This is a genomic window from Fluviibacterium sp. S390 (genome assembly GCF_049800695.1).
In the GTDB taxonomy this organism is placed as follows: domain Bacteria; phylum Pseudomonadota; class Alphaproteobacteria; order Rhodobacterales; family Rhodobacteraceae; genus Meridianimarinicoccus.
This window is the reverse complement of the sequence record NZ_JBNAFN010000015.1, coordinates 84,732-105,371: the sequence shown is the minus strand read 5'-3', so window position 1 is coordinate 105,371 and position 20,640 is coordinate 84,732. Positions and strand designations below refer to the sequence as shown.

General features: G+C 64.6%; 19 protein-coding genes and 1 tRNA gene. 7 read left to right on the top strand and 13 right to left on the bottom strand.

Going from position 1 to position 20,640, the window contains the following annotated elements; genetic code table 11:
* Positions 1-31: 31 nt before the first annotated feature.
* Entirely contained in the window at positions 32-517 is a 486-nt protein-coding gene (locus ACP15K_RS13105) for a fasciclin domain-containing protein (RefSeq protein WP_424990716.1), read from the top strand.
* A gap of 54 nt (positions 518-571) precedes the next feature.
* On the opposite strand, the gene clpB is transcribed toward ACP15K_RS13105, so the two are convergent.
* Positions 572-3,187: an ATP-dependent chaperone ClpB gene (clpB, locus tag ACP15K_RS13100; RefSeq protein WP_193143211.1), complete on the bottom strand. Its 2,616-nt coding sequence runs from the start codon at positions 3,185-3,187 to the stop codon at positions 572-574.
* 190 nt (positions 3,188-3,377) lie between these two features.
* Between clpB and pyrF the strand changes: the two genes are divergently transcribed.
* The 3 genes from pyrF (at position 3,378) to ACP15K_RS13085 (ending at position 6,318) form a co-directional block, all read left to right on the top strand.
* Positions 3,378-4,073: an orotidine-5'-phosphate decarboxylase gene (pyrF, locus tag ACP15K_RS13095; protein WP_193143210.1), complete on the top strand. Its 696-nt coding sequence runs from the start codon at positions 3,378-3,380 to the stop codon at positions 4,071-4,073.
* 340 nt (positions 4,074-4,413) lie between these two features.
* Positions 4,414-5,670 carry a DNA polymerase IV gene (locus ACP15K_RS13090; protein ID WP_424990715.1) on the top strand — a complete coding sequence of 419 codons (1,257 nt, stop codon included), beginning with the start codon at positions 4,414-4,416 and terminating at the stop codon, positions 5,668-5,670.
* 9 nt (positions 5,671-5,679) lie between these two features.
* Positions 5,680-6,318 carry a hypothetical protein gene (locus ACP15K_RS13085; RefSeq protein ID WP_424990714.1) on the top strand — a complete coding sequence of 213 codons (639 nt, stop codon included), beginning with the start codon at positions 5,680-5,682 and terminating at the stop codon, positions 6,316-6,318.
* A 4-nt stretch (positions 6,319-6,322) separates the two neighbouring features.
* Here ACP15K_RS13085 and ACP15K_RS13080 read toward each other — a convergent pair whose 3' ends face one another.
* On the bottom strand, positions 6,323-7,177 hold the full coding sequence (locus ACP15K_RS13080) for an N-formylglutamate amidohydrolase (RefSeq protein WP_319022502.1): 855 nt from the start codon (positions 7,175-7,177) through the stop codon (positions 6,323-6,325).
* Between the two features lie 136 nt (positions 7,178-7,313).
* Here ACP15K_RS13080 and ACP15K_RS13075 point away from each other — a divergent pair.
* Together ACP15K_RS13075 and ykgO are read left to right on the top strand one after the other, a co-directional pair.
* A tRNA-Val gene (locus ACP15K_RS13075) sits at positions 7,314-7,388 on the top strand.
* A 70-nt stretch (positions 7,389-7,458) separates the two neighbouring features.
* A complete protein-coding gene (gene ykgO, locus ACP15K_RS13070) occupies positions 7,459-7,584 on the top strand; it encodes a type B 50S ribosomal protein L36 (RefSeq protein ID WP_133343857.1) in 126 nt (41 codons plus the stop codon).
* A 65-nt stretch (positions 7,585-7,649) separates the two neighbouring features.
* On the opposite strand, the gene ACP15K_RS13065 is transcribed toward ykgO, so the two are convergent.
* The 9 genes from ACP15K_RS13065 to ACP15K_RS13025 all read right to left on the bottom strand — a co-directional run bounded on the left by ACP15K_RS13065 (position 7,650) and on the right by ACP15K_RS13025 (position 17,026).
* Positions 7,650-8,876 (bottom strand): phenylacetate--CoA ligase family protein, encoded by a 1,227-nt coding sequence (locus ACP15K_RS13065; protein ID WP_193143206.1) that lies wholly within the window; start codon positions 8,874-8,876, stop codon positions 7,650-7,652.
* Positions 8,877-8,889: 13 nt separating this feature from the next.
* On the bottom strand, positions 8,890-9,093 hold the full coding sequence (locus ACP15K_RS13060) for a GDCCVxC domain-containing (seleno)protein (RefSeq protein WP_424990720.1): 204 nt from the start codon (positions 9,091-9,093) through the stop codon (positions 8,890-8,892).
* 17 nt (positions 9,094-9,110) lie between these two features.
* Positions 9,111-9,938 (bottom strand): ABC transporter ATP-binding protein, encoded by an 828-nt coding sequence (locus tag ACP15K_RS13055; RefSeq protein ID WP_193143205.1) that lies wholly within the window; start codon positions 9,936-9,938, stop codon positions 9,111-9,113.
* Positions 9,939-10,041: 103 nt separating this feature from the next.
* Positions 10,042-11,319 carry an ABC transporter substrate-binding protein gene (locus ACP15K_RS13050; RefSeq protein WP_193143204.1) on the bottom strand — a complete coding sequence of 426 codons (1,278 nt, stop codon included), beginning with the start codon at positions 11,317-11,319 and terminating at the stop codon, positions 10,042-10,044.
* 64 nt (positions 11,320-11,383) lie between these two features.
* Positions 11,384-12,460, bottom strand: a complete 1,077-nt coding sequence (locus tag ACP15K_RS13045) for a branched-chain amino acid ABC transporter permease (RefSeq protein WP_193143203.1) — start codon at positions 12,458-12,460, stop codon at positions 11,384-11,386.
* Between the two features lie 299 nt (positions 12,461-12,759).
* A complete protein-coding gene (locus ACP15K_RS13040) occupies positions 12,760-13,008 on the bottom strand; it encodes a hypothetical protein (RefSeq protein WP_193143202.1) in 249 nt (82 codons plus the stop codon).
* A 138-nt stretch (positions 13,009-13,146) separates the two neighbouring features.
* Positions 13,147-14,133 carry a branched-chain amino acid ABC transporter permease gene (locus tag ACP15K_RS13035; RefSeq protein ID WP_193143201.1) on the bottom strand — a complete coding sequence of 329 codons (987 nt, stop codon included), beginning with the start codon at positions 14,131-14,133 and terminating at the stop codon, positions 13,147-13,149.
* 101 nt (positions 14,134-14,234) lie between these two features.
* On the bottom strand, positions 14,235-15,056 hold the full coding sequence (locus ACP15K_RS13030; RefSeq protein ID WP_424990713.1) for an ABC transporter ATP-binding protein: 822 nt from the start codon (positions 15,054-15,056) through the stop codon (positions 14,235-14,237).
* Positions 15,053-17,026, bottom strand: coding sequence for an AMP-binding protein (locus tag ACP15K_RS13025; RefSeq protein ID WP_424990712.1), 1,974 nt, complete (start codon positions 17,024-17,026; stop codon positions 15,053-15,055). The genes ACP15K_RS13030 and ACP15K_RS13025 overlap by 4 nt, the downstream gene beginning before the upstream one ends.
* A gap of 166 nt (positions 17,027-17,192) precedes the next feature.
* On the opposite strand from ACP15K_RS13025, the gene ACP15K_RS13020 reads away from it, so the two are divergent.
* A complete protein-coding gene (locus tag ACP15K_RS13020) occupies positions 17,193-17,354 on the top strand; it encodes a hypothetical protein (RefSeq protein WP_424990711.1) in 162 nt (53 codons plus the stop codon).
* 12 nt (positions 17,355-17,366) lie between these two features.
* Here ACP15K_RS13020 and fdhF read toward each other — a convergent pair whose 3' ends face one another.
* Together fdhF and ACP15K_RS13010 are read right to left on the bottom strand one after the other, a co-directional pair.
* Positions 17,367-20,141, bottom strand: a complete 2,775-nt coding sequence (gene fdhF / locus ACP15K_RS13015) for a formate dehydrogenase subunit alpha (protein WP_424990710.1) — start codon at positions 20,139-20,141, stop codon at positions 17,367-17,369.
* A gap of 108 nt (positions 20,142-20,249) precedes the next feature.
* Entirely contained in the window at positions 20,250-20,615 is a 366-nt protein-coding gene (locus ACP15K_RS13010) for a DUF3775 domain-containing protein (protein ID WP_193143197.1), read from the bottom strand.
* Positions 20,616-20,640 lie beyond the last annotated feature (25 nt).

Here is a 20,640-nt window from a genome sequence, read left to right as displayed (position 1 = left end):
CGCGTTTCTTGTGCAGCAATGGAGAACACTCATGTTTCGCAGAACTTTCACCGCCCTGACCGCCGCCGCCTTCTTCGCCGGTCCGGCCTTCGCCGATGGCCACAGCAAGGACATCGTGGACACGGCGGTCGAAGCCGGCAGCTTCAACACCCTCGTGGCAGCGGTTCAGGCTGCGGGTCTGGTCGACACGCTGAAAGGCACTGGTCCCTTCACCGTCTTCGCCCCCACCGACGAGGCCTTTGCCGCCCTGCCCGATGGCACTGTCGAAACCCTGCTGATGCCGGAAAACAAGGATCAGCTGGTGGCGATCCTGACCTATCACGTGGTGCCGGCCAAGGTGATGTCGGGGGAGCTGGTAGATCAAACCGTCAGCGCCAAGACCGTCAACGGTGGTGAGTTGATCATCGATGGCCGCGATGGCGTGAAGGTCAACGACGCCATGGTCACCCAGGCCGACATCGAAGCCAGCAACGGCGTGATCCACGTTGTCGACCAGGTGATCATTCCCGAAGGCTGATACGAAAAGGGGCGGCCCCGAAGAGGCCGCCCCATATTTCCAGTTGCGGGGGGACTAGTGCACCACCGCATCCTCGGGCTTGGGCCGCTGCGACGCGCTGATCCGGTCGCCCACGATCAACCCGTCGGCCCCGGCTGAAACCGTGATGACGTCGCCGTCCTTCACATCCCCGGCCAGGATCATCTCGGCCAACTGATCCTGCAAGGCGCGCTGGATCACGCGCTTCAGCGGACGCGCCCCGAACACCGGATCATAGCCTTCGTCGGCCAGCCACTTGTGCGCTGGCTCATCCAGTTCGACCGACAGCTTGCGGGCCGCCAGACGTTTCTCCAGGCGCGACAGCTGGATATCGACGATGCCATCCATGTCCTCGCGGTTCAGGCGATCGAAGATGATCGTCTCGTCCAGACGGTTCAGGAACTCGGGCCGGAAGTGTGCCCGCACCGCATCCATCACGTCGCGCTTGGCCTGCGCTGCATCAGCCCCATCGGGCAGCTGGCTCAGCGCCTGCGACCCCAGGTTCGACGTCAGCACGATCAACGTCTGCTTGAAGTCCACAGTGCGGCCCTGACCATCGGTCAGCACGCCGTCATCCAGAACCTGCAATAGCACGTTGAACACATCCGGATGCGCCTTCTCGACCTCGTCGAACAGCACCACCTGGTACGGACGCCGCCGCACGGCTTCGGTCAGAACCCCGCCCTCGTCATATCCGACATAGCCCGGAGGCGCGCCGATCAGGCGGGCAACCGCGTGCTTCTCCATGAACTCGCTCATGTCGATGCGCACCATGGCGTTGTCGTCGTCGAACAGGTACTCGGCCACGGCCTTGGTCAGCTCGGTCTTGCCGACACCGGTCGGCCCGAGGAACAGGAACGAGCCCAGCGGCCGGTTCTCGTCGTTCAGACCCGCCCGCGCGCGGCGCACGGCGTTCGACACGGCGGTCACCGCCGTGCGCTGGCCGATCACCCGCTTGCCCAGTTCCTCTTCCATGCGCAGCAACTTCTCGCGCTCGCCTTCCAGCATCTTCGAGGTCGGAATCCCGGTCCAGCGTTCCACCACACCGGCGATCTGCTCAGGGCGCACGGCCTCTTCGACCATCACGTCGCTTTCGGCTTCCTCGGCAGAGGCCAGCCTCTTTTCCAGATCCGGGATCACGCCATAGGACAGCTCCCCGGCGCGGGCCAGGTTGCCTTCGCGCTTGGCCTGATCCAGCTCGGCACGGGCATGGTCCAGCTTTTCCTTGATGTCACGGGCCTGGGCCAGCTTGTCGCGTTCGGCCTGCCATTGCGCCGTCATCTCGGCAGAGCGCTGCATCAGGTCGCCCAACTCGGCTTCCAGCTTTTCCAGCCGGTCTTTCGACGCCGCGTCGTCTTCCTTCTTCAGGGCCTCGGCCTCGATCTGCAACTGCAGGATCTGGCGATCCAGCGCGTCCAGTTCCTCGGGCTTGCTGTCCACTTCCATCCGCAACCGGCTGGCGGCCTCATCGACCAGGTCGATGGCCTTGTCCGGCAGGAAACGGTCGGTGATATAGCGGTGCGACAGGGTTGCCGCCGCCACAAGGGCCGAGTCGCTGATCCGCACCCCGTGGTGCAGCTCGTATTTCTCCTTGATGCCGCGCAGGATCGACACGGTGTCTTCCACCGTCGGCTCCTCGACCAGCACCGGCTGGAACCGCCGGGCCAGGGCCGCGTCCTTCTCGACGTGCTTGCGGTATTCATCCAGCGTGGTCGCGCCGACGCAGTGAAGCTCCCCGCGCGCCAGCGCCGGTTTCAGCAGGTTGCTGGCATCCATCGCCCCATCCGCCTTGCCCGCGCCAACCAGCGTGTGCATCTCGTCGATGAACAGCACGATCTCGCCAGCCGCGGCCTCGATCTCCTTCAGGATCGCCTTCAGACGCTCCTCGAACTCACCGCGATACTTGGCGCCCGCGATCAAAGATCCCATGTCCAGCGCCATCAGCCGCTTGTTCTTCAGGCTCTCGGGCACGTCACCGTCGATGATGCGCAGGGCCAGCCCCTCGGCAATCGCCGTTTTACCGACGCCGGGTTCCCCGATCAGCACCGGGTTGTTCTTGGTCCGCCGGCTCAGCACCTGCATGGTGCGCCGGATTTCCTCGTCGCGGCCGATGATCGGGTCGATCTTGCCGTCCCGCGCTGCCTGCGTCAGATCCCGCGCGTATTTCTTCAGCGCGTCATAGCCATCCTCGGCCGAAGCACTGTCCGCCGTGCGCCCCTTGCGCAGATCGTTGATTGCCGAATTCAGCGCCATGGCGGTGACCGCCCCGGCATCCAGTGCCTCCTTGGCCTTGGATTTCACCACCGCCAGCGCGGTCAAAATGCGCTCCACGGCCACAAAGCTGTCGCCGGCCTTGGTGGCAATCTTCTCGGATTCGTCCAGCACCTTGGCGGTCTGCTGATCCATATAGACCTGCCCCGCATCGCCGCTGACCTTGGGCAGCTTCGACAGGGCCAGATCGGTGGCCTCGCGCACCCGCTCGGGCGCGCCCCCGGCACGTTTGATCAGGTTGGCCGCAAGACCTTCCTCGTCATCCAGCAGGGCTTTCAGGACATGTTCGGGGGAAAGTTTCTGATGCCCCTCGCGCATCGCAATCGTCTGGGCCGCTTGCAGAAAGCCGCGCGACCGCTCCGTGAACTTTTCAAGGTTCATGGTGTTCTCCTTTTCTCAGCACCCTTGGCAATCCCGCCCGGCTTGGCGGCACGGGATCTGTCGGGCCTCACGTTGAATTTGGGAATTGTCGGCGCGCGGCTCAAGGGTCCGCGCGCATTTTCCCGGTGTTCCGGGCCTTGACCTTGGCCCTGCCCGGTCCCATCACCGCCGAAAACCACCGGAGCCCGCCATGACCGATGACCGCCTCATTGTCGCCCTCGACGTTCCCAACGCCCTGTCCGGGCTGCAACTGGCCCAGAAGATCGGCGATGCCGCCTGCTTCTACAAGATCGGGCTGGGGATGCTGACAGGCGGCGGACTGGCCCTGGCCAACGAGCTGAAACAGGATCACGGCAAGCGCATCTTTCTCGACATGAAGCTGTTCGACATCGGCGCCACGGTGGAAAACGCGGTGCGCGGTCTGGCGCAATTCGATCTCGACTTCCTCACCGTGCACGGCGATCCGCATGTGGTGCGCGCAGCTTGCGAAGGGGCGGCCGGATCCAACCTGAAAATCCTCGCGGTCACCATCCTGACCTCGCTCGACCGCGGCGACCTGGATGCCTGCATGATCCAATCAGGCGATATCCCCGACCTCGTCACCGAACGCGCCGCCCGCGCCCTCGCCGCCGGAGCCCATGGCGTCATCGCCTCCCCGCAGGAGGCCGCCCTGATCCGCGCCCTGCCGGAAGCCTCTGGAAAACTCATTGTCACCCCCGGCGTGCGCCCCACCGGCAGCGCGCTTGGCGATCAGAAACGCGTGGCCACCCCGGCAAGCGCCATCACCGACGGCGCCGATCACATCGTGGTGGGCCGCCCGATCTGGACCGCCGACAGCCCCCGCGCCGCAGCGCAGGCGATCCAGGCCGAACTCGCCGCGCTCTGAGTTTCTTTTTGGCGAAAATACTCACGTCGTGATCGCGCCACAGGCACCGCGCAATGACAGGGGCATGCACCGTCCAGCGGCCCGAACGACTAATTCTGTACCTGAGATATATGGTTTTGATATCAGAAGCTTGCGCGGGACCCGGCCCGATCTCCGGCCTCTGACATTCGTGAGCCGCACCTTCCGGCACGGCCCATGGAGATCATGCCGCGACCGGCAGTTTTGGGTCAAGCGAACTTGCGCTTCAAGGTCTGGAATTCTTGCCCTTAGGTTAACGCCCCCGGCTCTCGTTCGTCGCACACCGCTTGCCCGGCGCGGGCCAACCGCCTAAGCCTGCCCCATGCCCTGCCTGTGCCGAGATTGCCTGGCGACCTCCCCCGGCGCGCCCCTGCGCTGCCGCACTTGCGGATCGCCCCGAATGCTGTCGCACCCCGAGCTGTTCTCGCTCTCGGTGGCGCATATGGACTGCGACGCCTTCTATGCCAGCGTTGAAAAACGCGACAACCCGGATCTGCGCGACAAGCCGGTCATCATCGGCGGCGGCAAGCGCGGCGTGGTTTCCACCGCCTGCTATATCGCCCGGATCAAGGGCGTGCGTTCGGCCATGCCGATGTTCCAGGCTCTGAAGCTTTGCCCCGAGGCGGTGGTGGTGCGCGGCGACATGGCCACCTATGCCCGCGTCAGCCGCCAGATCCGCGACATGATGGAGGCACTGACCCCGGCGGTCGAGCCGCTGTCGCTGGACGAGGCGTTTCTCGACCTCACCGGCACCGAGAAACTGCACGGCGCGCCGCCGGCGGTGGTGCTGGCCGGCCTGGTGAAGCGGATGCAGGACGAGATCGGCATCACCGGCTCCATCGGTCTCAGCCACAACAAGTTCCTGGCCAAGGTGGCATCGGATCTGGACAAGCCGCGCGGTTTCTCGGTGATCGGCAAGGCCGAGACCGCGGATTTTCTGGAACATCAGCCCGTGCGGCTGATCTGGGGCGTCGGGCAGGCCACGCAGGCCGCACTGGATAAGGCCGGCATCCGCACCTTCGCGGATCTGCGCCGCTGGGATCGGCGCGACCTGCACGCCCGCTTTGGCGGCTTCGGCGAACGGCTCTGGCATCTGGCGCGCGGGCAGGATGCACGTTCCATCTCGGCCCGTCGTCCGGTCAAGTCAATCTCCAACGAAACCACCTTTTTCGAGGACACCGCCGATCCCGAGGTCCTGGATGGTCACCTGTGGCGGCTGTCGGAAAAGGTGGCCGACCGCGCCAAGGCCAAGGAGTATGCGGGCCGGGTCGTCACCCTGAAGCTGAAGCGGGCCAACCACGCCCTGCTCAGCCGCCGCGAATCCCTGCGCGCACCAACGCAACTGGCCGACACGCTGTATCGCCACGCCCGCGCGCTGTACGACCGGGCCGGGGATGCCGGACCGTTCCGCCTGATCGGCGTCGGCCTGAGCGATCTGGTGCCCGCCGATCAGGCCGGGGCTACCGCCGACCTGCTGGACCCGGACGCCGCGCGCCGCGAAAAGGCCGAACGTGCCGCCGATGCCATCCGCAAACGCTTTGGCCCGCAGGCTATCGTCAAGGGCCGCGCCCTGCGCTAGGCTGACCCCATGCGCAGGATCGGCAGCGTCACGTCACTGGAAACCTTCGGACGCACCCGGCTGTCGCGGCATTTTTTCATGCGCGATTTCCTGTATTCCGAAATCGCCGCGATTCACCTGCGCCCCAACCTGCCCGACGATCCCGAGCTTGCCATTGCCACCGGAACCCGGCTGTGCACCGATCTGCTGGATCCGCTGGTCGAAACCTTCGGGCCGCTGCATGTCCGTTCCGCCCTGCGTGGTGCCGATCTGAACGCCTTTGGAAATGCAAAGGGGCTGAATTGCGCCCGCAACGCCGCCAGCGCGGCCAACCACATCTGGGACCGGCGCGACGCCCGGGGCCGCATGGGCGCCTGCGCCTGCATCGTGATCCCGTGGTTCGCCGACCGCTATGAACAGGGGCGCGACTGGCGGCATCTGGCGTGGTGGCTGCACGACCACCTGCCCTATTCGGCAATCCAGTTCTTTCCCCGGCTGGCGGCTTTCAACCTGACATGGCGCGAAGACCGCGAAGGCCGCATCGCGTCGTTCATCCCGCCGCGCGGCCTGCTGCTGCGGCCCGGCGCAGAACCGCCGCTGGACCGCACCGCCCGTCAGACGCTCTATGCAGATTTCCCGGCCTTTCGCGGCATCCGCTACCCGGAGTAAGCGGCTACTCTGCCGCCAACGGCACCTTGGGCGCGCCGTATTTGACAACCTCGGCCATGACGCGGGTCAGGATCCGGCGGGTCTCGGCAAAACCGCTGCTGCGCACCATTCGTGTCTCGTCCATGTACAGCGCCCGGTCGATCTCGACCTGCACCACGTGCTGGCCATAGGCCGGCCGGCCATAGCGCTGCGAAATGAAGGCCCCGGCGAAGGGCGCATTGCGCGCCACCCGCAGCCCTTCGGCGACAAAGGCGCTTTCCAGACGATCCACGAAGTCCTCATCCGCCGCCGCCCCGAACCGATCGCCCAGCACGATCTGCGGCGCCACCCGCCGCGCCGAGGCGGTGGTGATCGCCTCATGCGGCATCGAATGACAGTCGATCAGGATCGCCTTGCCGAAGCGCGCCGTCTGCTCCCGCATCAATTCGGCCAGCGCCGCGTGATAGGGCCGCCAGTGCCGATCCAGCCGGGTCTGCGCCTCGACCATCGACAGCTTGCCGGAATAGATCGCCTGGCCCTGCGCCACCACCCGTGGAATCACTCCCAGCCCGGAGCTGACCCGCGGGTTGTGCGCCAGACGCCGCACCCCTTCGATCACCGCCGAATCAAGCTCGTCCATGCTGCGGTTCAAATCCACATAGGCACGCGGGGTGCGGGCCGTCAGCAGAGGCGCCCCCATCTCGGGTGCCGCCGCGATCAACTGATCCACATAGGCATCTTCCGACGACCGCAGCGCATTGCCCTTCAGCACCGACCGCCGCCGGAATGCCCCGGAATAGGCCCGTCCGCTGTGCGGCGAGGCAAAGACCACCGCAGTGGTCACCGGATCGGGAATAATCAGGTCGTAGGGCACAGGCACTCGCATCTCTTGACCCACTCATATAGCCGATTTTTTTTAGCCTCCAATACCCCTTGAACCCTCCGCCGACTCCTTCTATAGACCCTGCACCACCGCGCGGAAGGGGCGTTTCAGACGCAATGGAAGCTGCGGGAAGGGGTGATTAGCTCAGCGGTAGAGCACTTCGTTGACATCGAAGGGGTCACTGGTTCGATCCCAGTATCGCCCACCATTCATTCCTTGCGCAGGCAAGGTCAGGTTCAACAGGCGCAAGGACGCGCCGCGACGGATAGGAGAGGACCATGAAGGTCAGAAACTCGCTTCGCTCGCTCAAGCAGCGTCACCGCGATTGCCGTGTTGTGCGCCGCAAGGGCCGGGTCTATGTGATCAACAAGACCCAGAAACGGTTCAAGGCACGCCAGGGCTGATTGCCGGGCACCTGAACACGACGAAAGCCGCCCTCGGGCGGCTTTTTTTGTGTCTTGCTCCCAACTCAGGCGGGGTCGTAGTCGCGCTGATCGTCGATCACCTTGCCGTCCCGCGGCAGGCTACCCGGCGCCACCAGTTCGACCCGTCCCTTCAGCTTCAGAACCGCTGCCGCCGAGTCGCCATAGGCGGCAGGATCATTGGCATCGGTCTCAAGCTGCACCAGCATGGCATCCGCAGCGCCTTCGCGGGTGACGGTCACGCGGGCGCGAGCCACCTCCGGGTGGCGGGCCACAAGGGCGGCCACCTGCTCGGGCCGCACGAACATGCCCTTGATCTTGGCGGTCTGGTCGGCACGCCCCATCCAGCCCTTGATCCGCAGGTTGGTGCGTCCGCAGGCCGAGACCCCGGGCAATACTGCCGACAGATCGCCGGTGGCAAAGCGGATCAACGGGTAGTCGGGGTTCAGCGAGGTCACCACGACCTCGCCCACCTCGCCCTCGGGCACCGGATCGCCGGTGCCGGGGGTGACGATCTCGACCAGCACGCCCTCGTCCACGATCAGCCCTTCCATGGCCGGCGATTCATACGCGATGTTGCCCAGATCGGCAGTGGCATAGCATTGCAGGCATGTGATGCCGCGATCCGCGTACTCCTGCCGCAAGGCCGGAAACAATGCGCCGCCCGATACCGCTGCCTTGGTGATCTTCAGGGCCAGCCCCATCTCGTCGGCCTTGTCCAGGATCACCTTCAGGTAGTCGGGCGTTCCGGCATAGGCCGTGGCCCCGATGTCATGGGCCGCCTGCGCCTGCAATTCGGTCTGGCCGGTGCCCGCTGGGATCACCGCCGCCCCCACGGCGCGCGCGCCATTTTCGAAGATCATCCCCGCCGGGGTCAGATGATAGCCGAAACAGTTCTGCACGATGTCGCCCGCGCCGATGCCGCAAGCGTGCAGGAACCGGCCCAGCCGCCACCAGTCGTGACTGATCATGCCCGGCTCGTACAGGGGCCCCGGCGACTGGAAGACATGGGCAAACCCTGATGCCGCATGGGGTACCAGCCCGCCAAAGGGGGGCGCCGCCTTCTGCGCGGCCCCCAGTTCCGCCTTGCGCAGCACCGGCAGGCGCGCCAGCGCGGCCAGATCGGTGATCCCCTCGGCGGCCACCCCGCCCAGGCTCTCGGCATATCCGGGCAGTGCCCGCGCCGCTGCGATCTGGGCCGGCAGGCATTCGGCGATCGATCCTGCCCGCGCGTCGGCGCTGCGGGTTTCCCAGTCATCGTAGAATGCAGTCATCGGTCACTTCCCCTCAGGAACAGCAGCCCGACCCGGCCTGAATCGGCGGGCAAGGCACATCGGCATAGGAACAGAACACGCAGCAATCCCCCGGCAAGGGGCGCAACACGGTCCGGCAGTTGCGGCATTCATGGAACCACTGGCAAGCGTCGGTCGGCATGGTCAACACCTCCACCTGCCCGCACTCGGGGCAGGTCAGCCGCGCCGTAGTCCGGATCTCAGACACCGCCGGTCTCAGCTCAACCAGCGCTTGCGGCGGCGGTAGGACCGCACATCCCGGAAACTCTTGCGGCCCTCTTCCGAAACGCCGAGGTAGAATTCCTTCACATCCGGGTTTTCCAGCAATTCCTTGGCCGGGCCGTCCATCACCACGCGTCCGGACTCAAGGATATAGCCGTAGTGGGCATAGCGCAGCGCCACCGTGGTGTTCTGTTCGGCCAGAAGGAAGCTCACGCCCTCCTGCTCGTTCAGCGTCTTCACGATGCCGAAGATCTCTTCCACCAGCTGCGGCGCCAACCCCATCGACGGCTCGTCCAGCAGGATGCACGCGGGCCGCGCCATCATCGCCCGCCCCATGGCCACCATCTGCTGCTCGCCGCCCGAGGTATAGCCCGCCTGCGACCGTCGCCGCTCCTTCAGACGCGGGAAGTAGTGATAGACCAGCTCCAGATCCTTGTTGATCGCGGCCGAGCCGTCGCGCCGCGTATAGGCGCCGGTCAGCAGGTTCTCCTCCACCGTCAGATGCTCGAAGCAATGGCGGCCTTCCATGACCTGGATGACGCCGCGCTTGACCAGCGTCGCGGGGTCCAGCCCCTGCACACGCTCGCCCTGATAGTGGATCGAGCCCTTGGTGACCTCGCCACGCTCGGAATGCAGCAGGTTCGACACCGCTTTCAGCGTCGTGGTCTTGCCAGCCCCATTGCCGCCCAGCAGCGCGGTGATGCCGCCCTTGGGTACGCTCAGGCTGACCCCTTTCAGCACCAGGATCACATGGTTGTAGATCACCTCGATGTTGTTGACCTCCAGAAGCGTCTCCCGGGTCTCGGCAGTGGCATCCAGCATGGCGATCCTCGTCTGATCCGGGGCGCAGCGGCCCCTGTTTCTTCTTGGCAAAAATACTCATGCGCCCCGGCGGCAGCCAGTGCCGCCGCCGGGGCAGAGGGATTTACTCGCAGCGCGCCGCGATGTTGTTCTCGGCGGCAAAGGCCTCCGAGTCCTCGATCACCAGCGGTCCGGTCACATCATCCTCGGGGGCGATGAAATCGGTCAGCGGCACCCAGACCTTGGCGCTCGCGTCCCATTGCTGGACGATGCCCATGCCCGATCCGCCGTGGTTCTCGCAGGACACGCTGAACTCCGGCCCGATGCCCGCCATGCCCAGGGCTTCCATCTTGGCCGCGGTCATCTCCAGCGCTTCCATGCCGTCCCGCATCTGCGCGGCGGTGATGTCGGCGGTGCCGTGAAGTTCCTGCGCGGTCTTGGCCGCTTCCACGGCCAGCATCGCCGCGTACATGCCGCGGGTATACAGCACCGATCCCAGGTTGGAGCCGTCCCCGGCCGCCATCCCGGCATCATGCACATGGGTCTTGATGTCGGCGAACACCGGCAGATCGCCCACCTTGTTCATGTTCAGCGCCTTGTAGCCATTGGCCGCTTCGCCCGCCGGCGTCACGTCATGCTCGGCGCCGGCCCACCAGTTGCCGATGAAGTTTTCCATCGGGAAGCGGATGTTGGCGGCTTCCTGAACGGCAACCTGGTTCATCACGCCCCAGCCCCACATCACGACATAGTCGGGACGCTCGCGGCGAATCTGCAGCCACTGGCTTTTCTGCTCCTGGCCGGGATGATCCACGGCGATGGTGGTCAGATCGAAGCCGTATTTCTTCGACAGCTCCTCAAGGGTGCGGATCGGTTCCTTGCCATAGGCCGAGTTGTGGTACAGCAGCACGATCTTCTTGCCGTCCAGGCTGTCGCCGTTCTCGCTCAGCAGGTACCTGATGGCCACACTGGCCGCGTCCCAATAGTTCGCCGGATAGTTGAACACATGGCTGAACACCTTGCCGTTGGCCGCCGAGGTGCGCCCGTAGCCCATGGTGTGAAGCGGAATGCCATCGGCGGTGACCTTGGGGATCAGCTGGTAGGTGATGCCGGTGGACAGCGGCTGATAGACCAACGCGCCTTCGCCCTTGGTCGCCTCGTAGCATTCGACACCTTTTTCGGTGTTGTAGCCGGTCTCGCATTCGATGACCCGTGCCTGCGCGCCGCCGATGCCGCCGTCGCGCGCGTTCACCAGGGCAAAATAGTCCTGGTATCCGTCCGAGAACGGAATGCCGCCCGCCGCGTAGGGTCCGGTCCGATAGCTGAGATCCGGGAACACCAGATCCGCCAGCGCCGGACCGCTCGCCAATGCGCCCATCAGCGCCAATGCTGTCAATTTCTTCATGTCAGTTTCCTCCCTGTTGTTTGTTCCGTGCCGATCTTCCAACCGGCACGGGCGGTGGGCCCCCTCAGTGCGGGAAAGGCCACAGCCGCAGTTTTTCCTTTGCAAGCTCCCACAGCCGGGCCAACCCATGCGGCTCGGCGATCAGGAAGCCGATGATCAGCGCCCCGACGATGACCAGTTCCAGATGCGCCGCCAGCGCCGTGTCCCAGCCGAAGCCGCCGACCAGCACGTTTTTCAGCAGCACCGGCAGCAGCACCATGAAGGCGGCCCCGGCCAGCGATCCGAAGATCGACCCCAGCCCGCCGATGATGATCATGAACAGCACCAGGAACGACTTGTTGATGCCGAAAGCCTCGCCGACCTCGACCGCGCCCAGGTAGACCGAGAAGAACAGCGCCCCGGCGATCCCCACGAAGAACGACGACGCGGCAAAGGCGGTCAGCTTGGCGCGCAGCGGGTTCACCCCGATGATCTCGGCGGCGATATCCATGTCGCGGATCGACATCCAGGTGCGGCCCACGGTGCCGCGTGTCAGGTTGCGCGCCAGCCAGGCCAGCACCACCAGGAACACCAGGCAGAACAGATAGGTTGCCCAGGCGCTGGTGTTGGGACCGGTGACCGGCACGCCAAAGACGGTGCGCTCGGGCGCGCTGATCTGGCCCGAAGCGGAATAGTTGTAGAACCACGGCACCCGGTTGAAAAGCCAGACCAGGAAGAACTGCGCCGCCAGCGTCGCCACCGCCAGGTAGAAGCCCTTGATTCGCAGGCTCGGCAGGCCGAACAGCACGCCCACCAAAGCCGTGACCGCCCCGCCCAACAGCACGCAGAACGCGATGTTGAGATCCGGAAACGCGGTCATGAACTTGTAGCAGGCATAGGCGCCCACGGCCATGAAGCCGCCGGTGCCAAGGCTGACCTGCCCGCAGTACCCGGTCAGGATGTTCAGCCCGATGGCCGCGATCGCCCAGATCAGGAACGGCAGAAGGACCGCGTTGGCCCAATAGTCGTTGACGATGAACGGCACCACCAGGAAAGCCACCGCCAGCACCGCGTAATAGCGGTAGCGGTCGAAGGCGATGGGAAAGGTCTGGTTGTCGGCGACATAGCTGGTCTTGAAGTCACCCGCTTCACGGTAAAACATCTCCGCTCCTCCTCAGGCCGCCGCGGGGCGCGGCGCCCCGGTCCGGGAACAGGGATACGACCCGACCGGCCAAAGCCGACGGTTCAGGTCAATCCCTTGATGTGCATTGGTTTTCTTGGTGTTTGTTGCGGGGGTAAAGCAGGTGGATCGGGCCGGAACGCCCCCCCGGAAACGGGAATGGGACTTCCAGCCTCCACCGGAAGTCCCACCCGTTTGATCGTGCGCAGCCAGCGGGCCTGAAAGCACCGCGTGCACTACGATCACATGTCCGCCGCTCGCTCCTCCTCGCGCAGCAGACGTCAACTCGTGGCTTGCTGGTACTCCTCTTCCAGCCGCGCCCGTGCCGCCGCGCGACGCCCGTGCATCCGTGGCGACAGGCGCATGATCTGGACCCAGCCAAACAGACCGGCACCGAGACCCAGCAGGCAAAGGACGAAAGTGATCGGATGCGTGGACCGGTCGCCCATCACGCCAGCTGCCGCGATGAACCCATAAGTCCAGAACGCCGTGAAGCCGACAACCGTGACGATGGCCCAGATTTTCTTCATCCAATGTATCCCTTGACAACTGTGCCGCCAATACGCGGCATTCCGTTGCGGGCGGAGATTGCCCCACTCGCCCCCCATGCGTCAAGCGCATATCTGCCATGCATTTTTGCTGCGCTGCAGCATTTTCCAGCAACATGGTCATACTCGCTCGATAATCTTTTCGCCGAACAGGCCTTGTGGCCTGAAAACAAGGAACAAAAGCGCCAGAACATAGGCGAACCAGTTCTCGGTGGCGCCGCCCACAAGCGGGCCAATCATGAACTCGAACAGCTTCTCGCCGACGCCGATGATCAACCCGCCGACGATGGCGCCGGGAATCGATGTGAAGCCGCCCAGCATCAGCACCGGCAGGGCCTTCAGCGCGATCAGCGACAGCGAGAACTGCACCCCCGATTTCGTGCCCCACATGATGCCCGCGACCAGCGCCACGAAACCGGCGATGGACCAGACCAGCACCCAGATGAACTGCAGCGAGATCCCCACCGACAGCGCTGCCTGGTGATCGTCGGCCACCGCGCGCAGCGCCCGGCCCTGCTTGGTGTATTGCGAAAAGGCCACCAGCCCGGCCACGAGGATCGCGGCGATGATCGTGGCGGCAATGTCCAGCCGGTCGATGAAGAACCCGTAGCCGAACCAGTTGTAGGTGGTCGTGTCGATGAACTCGGATAGGCCTTGCGGCAGCCCCACATCCATCTTCTTGATGTCCGACCCCCACATCAGGTCGCCGACCCCTTCCAGAAAATAGGCCAGCCCGATGGTGGCCATGAACAGGATGATCGGCTCCTGGTTGACCAGGTGTTTCAGCACGAAGTGTTCGATCAGGATGGCGAGCCCGATCATCACCCCGATGGTCAGGATGATGGCCACGATGGCGGGCAAGTGCCAGCCGAAGTGATGGATCTCGGTGCCGAAGACCGCGTTGATGAGGTGCGCGAATGGCACCTGTCCCTGCTGGATGCCGACCAGCGTCAGCGCGGCGAACAGGGCCATCACGCCCTGCGAATAGTTGAAGATGCCCGAGGCCTTGTAGATGAGCACGAAGCCAAGCGCGACGAGCGCGTACATGACCCCGGCCATCAGGCCGTTGAGCATGACCTCCATGGCGAAAAGAACCTGATCAGGCATGGGAACGGCCTCCATTCGCGGGGATGTCCAAGTGTTTCGGTCGCAATACACCGGCCAGACGGATTCCAGACGATGTCCAACGGGCGTTCGGGCGGCAGATCTCAGTCATGGGCCACCCCCAGGTAGGCATCGATGACCTCTTTGCTGGCGCGCACCTCGTCGGGGGTGCCGTCGCCGATCTTCTTGCCGTAATCCATCACCACCACCCGGTCGGACAAATCCATCACCACGCCCATGTCGTGTTCGATCAGGGCGATGGTGGTGCCGAATTCGTCGTTCACATCCAGGATGAAGCGGCACATGTCCTCCTTCTCCTCGACGTTCATGCCCGCCATGGGCTCGTCCAGCAACAGGATCTTCGGCTCGGCGGCCAGCGCGCGGGCCAATTCGACCCGCTTCTTCAGGCCATAAGGCAGGCGGCCCACCGGCGTCTTGCGGATGTGTTCGATCTCAAGAAAGTCAATGATTTCCTCGATCTTGCGGCGGTTGGCGACCTCTTCACGCTCGGCCTTGCCCCACCAGATCGCCTGCTCCAGCAGACCGGTTTTCATATGGGTCAGCCGGCCGGTCATGATGTTGTCCAGCACCGACATGCCGTCGAACAGCGCGATGTTCTGGAAGGTACGGGCAATGCCCTGACGCGCCACCTGATAGGGGCGCATCGGCGGCCGTTTCTTGCCGTGGAACAGCACGTCGCCTTCCTGCGGATTGTAGAACCCGCTGATCACATTCAGCATCGACGACTTGCCGGCGCCGTTCGGCCCGATGATGGCACGGATCTCGCCCTCGCGGATGTCAAAGCTGATGTCCTTGATCGCGATCACACCGCCAAACCGCAAGGTGATGTTGCGCATCTCCATCATCACACCACCGATGGTGCGGCCATCCGGGGTGACGAAGCTCTCTTCGGGAAAGGCGGTCATTCGGCGGCCATCCTGTTCTCTGTCGGGTAGACCTTGGCGTCGCGCAGTTCCAGCGTCGCGCTGATCGAGCCCTTGCGCCCATCCTCATACGTCACTTCGGTGACGGTCGAGACTTTCTCGGACCCGTCGTAAAGCCCCGTGATCAGATCGGCGAATTTCTCTTCGATGATGCGCCGGCGCACCTTGCGGGTCCGGGTCAACTCACCATCGTCGGCATCCAACTCCTTGTGCAGCACAAGGAATCTGTGGATCTGGCAGCCCGACAGCATGGCATCATTGGCAAGGCTGGCGTTGACCTCTTCCACGTGGGACTGGATCGTATCCAGCACTTTGGGATGGCCGGCCAGTTCCTGATACGAGCCATAGGCGATGTTGTTGCGCTCGGCCCAGTTGCCGACGGCGGTCAGGTCGATGTTGATGAAGGCGGTGCAGCGGTCGCGGCCATTGCCAAAGACCACCACTTCCAGAATATCGGGATAGAACTTCAGCTTGTTCTCGACGTATTTCGGCGCGAACAGGCGGCCATCGGCCATTTCGCCCACGTCCTTGGCGCGGTCGATGATGCGCAGATGCCCGGACTCGGGGTCGATGAACCCGGCGTCCCCCGTGGCCACCCAGCCCTCGGCATCCTTGGTCGAGGCGGTGCTTTCCGCGTTGCGATAGTATTCCACGAAAACGCCCGGCGAGCGGTAGAAGACCTCGCGCGTGGCATCGTCGATGCGCAATTCGACCCCCGGTGTCGGCGTGCCGACGGTGTCCGAGAAGACCTCGCCGTCGCGCTGCTGGGTGATGAAAACCGAAGCCTCGGTCTGCCCGTACAATTGCTTCAGGTTGATCCCAAGAGAGCGGTAGAAGTCGAAAATCTCCGGCCCGATGGCCTCGCCCGCCGTGTAGCCGACGCGCACCCGCGACAGGCCCAGCGTGTTCTTCAGCGGGCCATAGACAAAGATCTCGCCCAGCCGATAGGCCATCCGGTCGCCGCCCGACACGGGTTTGCCATCCAGAATTGCCGGGCCGACGCGGTGGGCCACGGCCATGTATTTCTTGAACAGCCAGCGCTTGAAACGGCCCGCGTCCTCCATCCGGATCATGACCGAGGTCAGCTTGGCCTCGAACACCCGCGGCGGGGCGAAGTAATAGGTTGGCCCGATCTCGCGCATGTCGGTCATCATCGTGTCCGCGCTTTCGGGACAGTTCACGCAGAACCCGCACCACATCGCCTGCCCGACCGAGAAGATGAAATCCCCGACCCAGGCCATGGGCAGATAGGCAAGGATTTCTTCGGACTGGCGCAGATGATCGAATTCGGCAGAATTCTTGGCGGTTTCGATGATGTTGCGGTTTGACAGGACCACGCCCTTGGGCCGCCCCGTGGTACCCGAGGTGTAGAGCATCACGCAGGTGTCGTCATAGCCCAGAGCATCCGTACGGCGCTTGATCTCGGGCTGGAACGCGTCGCGAGCATCGCGGCCCTTGTTCTGCAACTCGGTATAGGCGGTCAGATGCTGGTGGTCGTATTTCCGCAGGCCCCGCGGATCCAGATAGATGATGTGCTCAAGGTGGCGAAGGCTGTCCTTCACGTCCACCATCTTGTCGACCTGCTCCTGGTCGCCGGCAACGACGAAACGGGCTTCGCAATGCTCCAGAACGAAGGCGATCTCGTCGCCCACCGCATCCTGGTACAGCGGCACCGGTACCGCGCCGACCATCTGCGCCGAAATCATCGCCCAGTACAGCGCCGGACGGTTGCGACCGATGATGGCGATCTTGTCACCGGGTTGCGCGCCAAGGGTCATGAACCCCAGCGCAAGCGCCTCGATTTCGGCAGCGGCCTCGGCCCAGGTCCAGGCCTGCCAGATGCCGAGATCTTTTTCCCGATAGGCCGGGCGATCCCCATAGAGGGCCGCATTGCGGGCCAGAATACGCGGAATGGACGCCAGTTCCCCGGCGGCCTGGGCAGTTGATGCCAAAGTTAATCCCTCCCTGATCCCGGTCTGTGCCGGGTTGACCGCCCGGCTGACAGGCCCGAGTTCTGACCCCATAATCGCGGCTCTGGGCGTCAGGTCAAATGATTTTTTGAACGTTCGTTTATTTAATTTGCGACACGGGCGCGCAGGGACATGCTAATCATCCCGTATGGATACGATCGCGATGACCTACTATGCGGCGATCTGCGCCGCGCTCAGCCTTTTGTCCCCGGCCATCGGCGGGGTGATTCCCCGCGTTTTGGCGGGTGTTGTGGTGGGCATGGCCGCTGCCGTCGGCCTGCCCACGGTGAAAGCCATGCTGGGCCTTTGACCCAGCGGGCGGCTATTGCGCCGCGACCGTTTCGGCCCTCTCCACCCGCACCGCCGCATATTTGAACTCGGGGATCTTGCCGTAGGGGTCCAGCGCCGGGTTTGTCAGGATGTTGGCGGCGGCTTCCACATAGGCAAACGGCAGGAACACCATGTCGGGGCTGACTGCGCGATCGGCCCGCGCCATGACGGTGACGCTGCCGCGACGCGTGGTCAGCCGCACCAGCCCGCCCGGCTCCACCCCCAGTTTGCGCAGGGTTGACGGGTGCAGCGAGCAATTGGCCTCGGGCTCCACCGCGTCCAGCACCGTGGCGCGGCGGGTCATCGAACCTGTATGCCAGTGTTCCAGTTGCCGTCCGGTGGTCAGCACCATCGGGTACTCAGCATCTGGCGATTCTGCCGGGGCCACGATGGCGGCAGGTGTGAAGCGCGCCCGCCCGCCAGCGCGCGGGAAGCCGTCGCCAAAGACCACCGCCTGCCCCGGATCCTCGGGCGAGAGGCTGGGATAGGTGACAGCCCCCTCGGCCTCCAGCCGCTGCCAGGTGATGTTGTCGAGGCTTTTCATGCCGCGCGTCATCTCGGCAAAGACTTCGGACACATGGTCATAGGACCAGTCCAGCCCCAGCCGCTGCGCCAGCGCCACAGTGATTGCCCAGTCGGGTCGCGCTTCACCCGGCGGGGTGACGGCAGCACGACCCATCTGCACCTGCCGGTTGGTGTTGGTGACGGTGCCGTCTTTCTCATAGAACGCCGCAGCGGGCAGGATCACATCGGCGTAATTCGCGGTTTCGGTCAGGAAAATGTCCTGCACCACCAGATGTTCCAGCTTGGCCAGCGCATCGCGGGCGTGTTCTACATCCGGGTCGGACATGGCCGGATTTTCGCCCAGGATATACATGCCCCGCACTTCGCCCGCGTGCACGGCATCCAGGATCTCGGTCACCGTCAGGCCCTTCTCGGCGGAAAAATCGCCCGTCTCCCAGATCTCGGAGAACGCCGCGCGCACGCCGTCGTCCGTGACCGGCTGATAGTCAGGCAGGAACATGGGGATCAGACCTGCGTCCGATGCCCCCTGCACGTTGTTCTGCCCGCGCAGCGGATGCAGCCCGGTTCCGGGCCGCCCCACCTGCCCGCACATCAGCGCCAGCGAGATCAGGCAGCGCGAATTGTCAGTGCCGTGGATGTGCTGCGACACGCCCATGCCCCAGAAGATCATCGCTGCCCTGGCCCCGGCGAAATCGCGTGCCACCTGCCGCAGGGTTTCGGCGGGGATGCCGCAATGGGGCTCCATCGCCTCGGGCGAAAAGGCTTTCAGATGCGCTTTCTCGGCTTCCCAGTTCTCGGTGTAGGCCTCGATATACTGGCGGTCGTACAGCCCTTCCTCGACGATCACATGCATGATGGCATTCAGCATCGACACATCGGTGCCGGGTTTGAACTGCAGCATGTGGGTCGAGAACCGGCGCAGGCCCACGCCGCGCGGATCCATGACGATCAGCTTGCCACCGCGCTTGGTGAACTGCTTGAAATAGGTCGCCGCGACCGGGTGGTTCTCGACCGGGTTGGCCCCGATGACGATGGCCACATCGGCGTGTTCGATCTGGTTGAACGTGGCCGTCACCGCCCCCGAGCCGACGTTTTCCATCAGCGCCGCCACCGAAGACGCATGGCACAGCCGGGTGCAATGATCGACGTTGTTATGGCCGAAGCCCTGCCGGATCAGCTTCTGGAACAGATAGGCTTCCTCGTTGGTGCATTTGGCAGACCCGAAGCCGGCAACCCGGCGACCGCTGTCGTCACGCAGCCGCGCAAGGCCACCGGCGGCGGCGTCCAGCGCTTCCTCCCATGTCGCTTCGCGGAAATGGGTCAGCAGGTTGCCGGGATCGACGTTCAGCCCCTTGGGCGGCGCATCCTCGCGGCGGATCAGCGGCTTGGTCAACCGGTGCGGATGGTGGATGTAGTCGAAGCCGAAGCGGCCCTTGACGCACAGACGGCCTTCGTTCGCCGGGCCGTTGATCCCGTCAACGCGCACCACCTTGTCGTCCTTGACCTTCAGCGAGACCTGGCAGCCGACGCCGCAGAACGGACAGATCGAGGCAACCTCGGCGTCAATGTCCCGGCTGTCGCCGCGTTGTGCCGTATCCAGCACGGCGGCGGGCATCAGTGCCCCGGTCGGACAGGCCTGCACGCATTCCCCGCAGGCCACGCAGGTCGAGGCCCCCATCGGGTCGGCCATGTCGAAAACCGGATAGGCATCCGCGCCGCGGCCCGCCATGCCAATCACATCGTTGACCTGCACCTCGCGGCACGCCCGCACGCAAAGCCCGCACTGGATGCAGGCATCCAGGTTGACCGCCATGGCGATGTGGCTGTCATCCAGCAGCGGGATACGGTCGGCGCGCTTGGGCGGAAAGCGGCTGCTGTCGACCTGTACGGCGTCGGCCATGTCGAACAGATGCGCCCCCGCGTCATGGGCAACGTCGCGCGGCGGCTGGTCGGCGGCCAGAAGCTCCATCACCATGCGGCGGGCCTGGGCTTCGCGCGGTTCGGCGGTGGTGACCACCATGCCCTCGGTCGGGGTGCGGATGCAGGAGGCCGCCAGCGTCCGCTCGCCCTCGATCGCCACCATGCAGGCCCGACAGTTGCCATCCGGGCGATATCCCGGCGCGGGCTTGTGGCACAGATGCGGCAGGGTCTTGCCGTGACGCTGCGCCACCTCCCACAGGGTTTCCCCGTCGCGTGCCGCGACTTCGGTGCCGTCTAGCGTAAAACGAATGGTGCCGGTCATGCTGTGCCCCTTGCAGTCGTCAGACACAGTCTAGGCGCATCGGCCCCGACTCGGAAACCCGAAGCGACGCCGCGCGCGCAATTTCCGCCAAACCGCCGGCACGCGGGCCTACATCAGATCCTGTTCGGCATCACCGGGGTCGATGCCCAGGGCCTCAAGCCCGCTTTCCAGATAGTCGGCCAGCAGGTCGGTGCCCACCAGGTAGGCTGCCGTGGTGGATGGGTCTTCCCGGCTGGCCGTTTCATAGGCCTCGTCATATTCGTCGGCGCTGAAACTGTCACGGCCAACCCATGTGACGGCCACAAGGCTGTATTTCTCATCCTCGGTCAACGCGTCGATGAAGGCGCGCAATTCCGCCTCGGCCGGACCCGACCGGCCCGCCAGACCGTCGTGGGCACCGACAGAGGTGGTTTCCCCCATTTCCCGCGCCAAGAGGATGACCTGGGCGATCGTATCCGCATGAATTTCTGGCATTGGTCCCTCCGCGGTTGCTCTACAG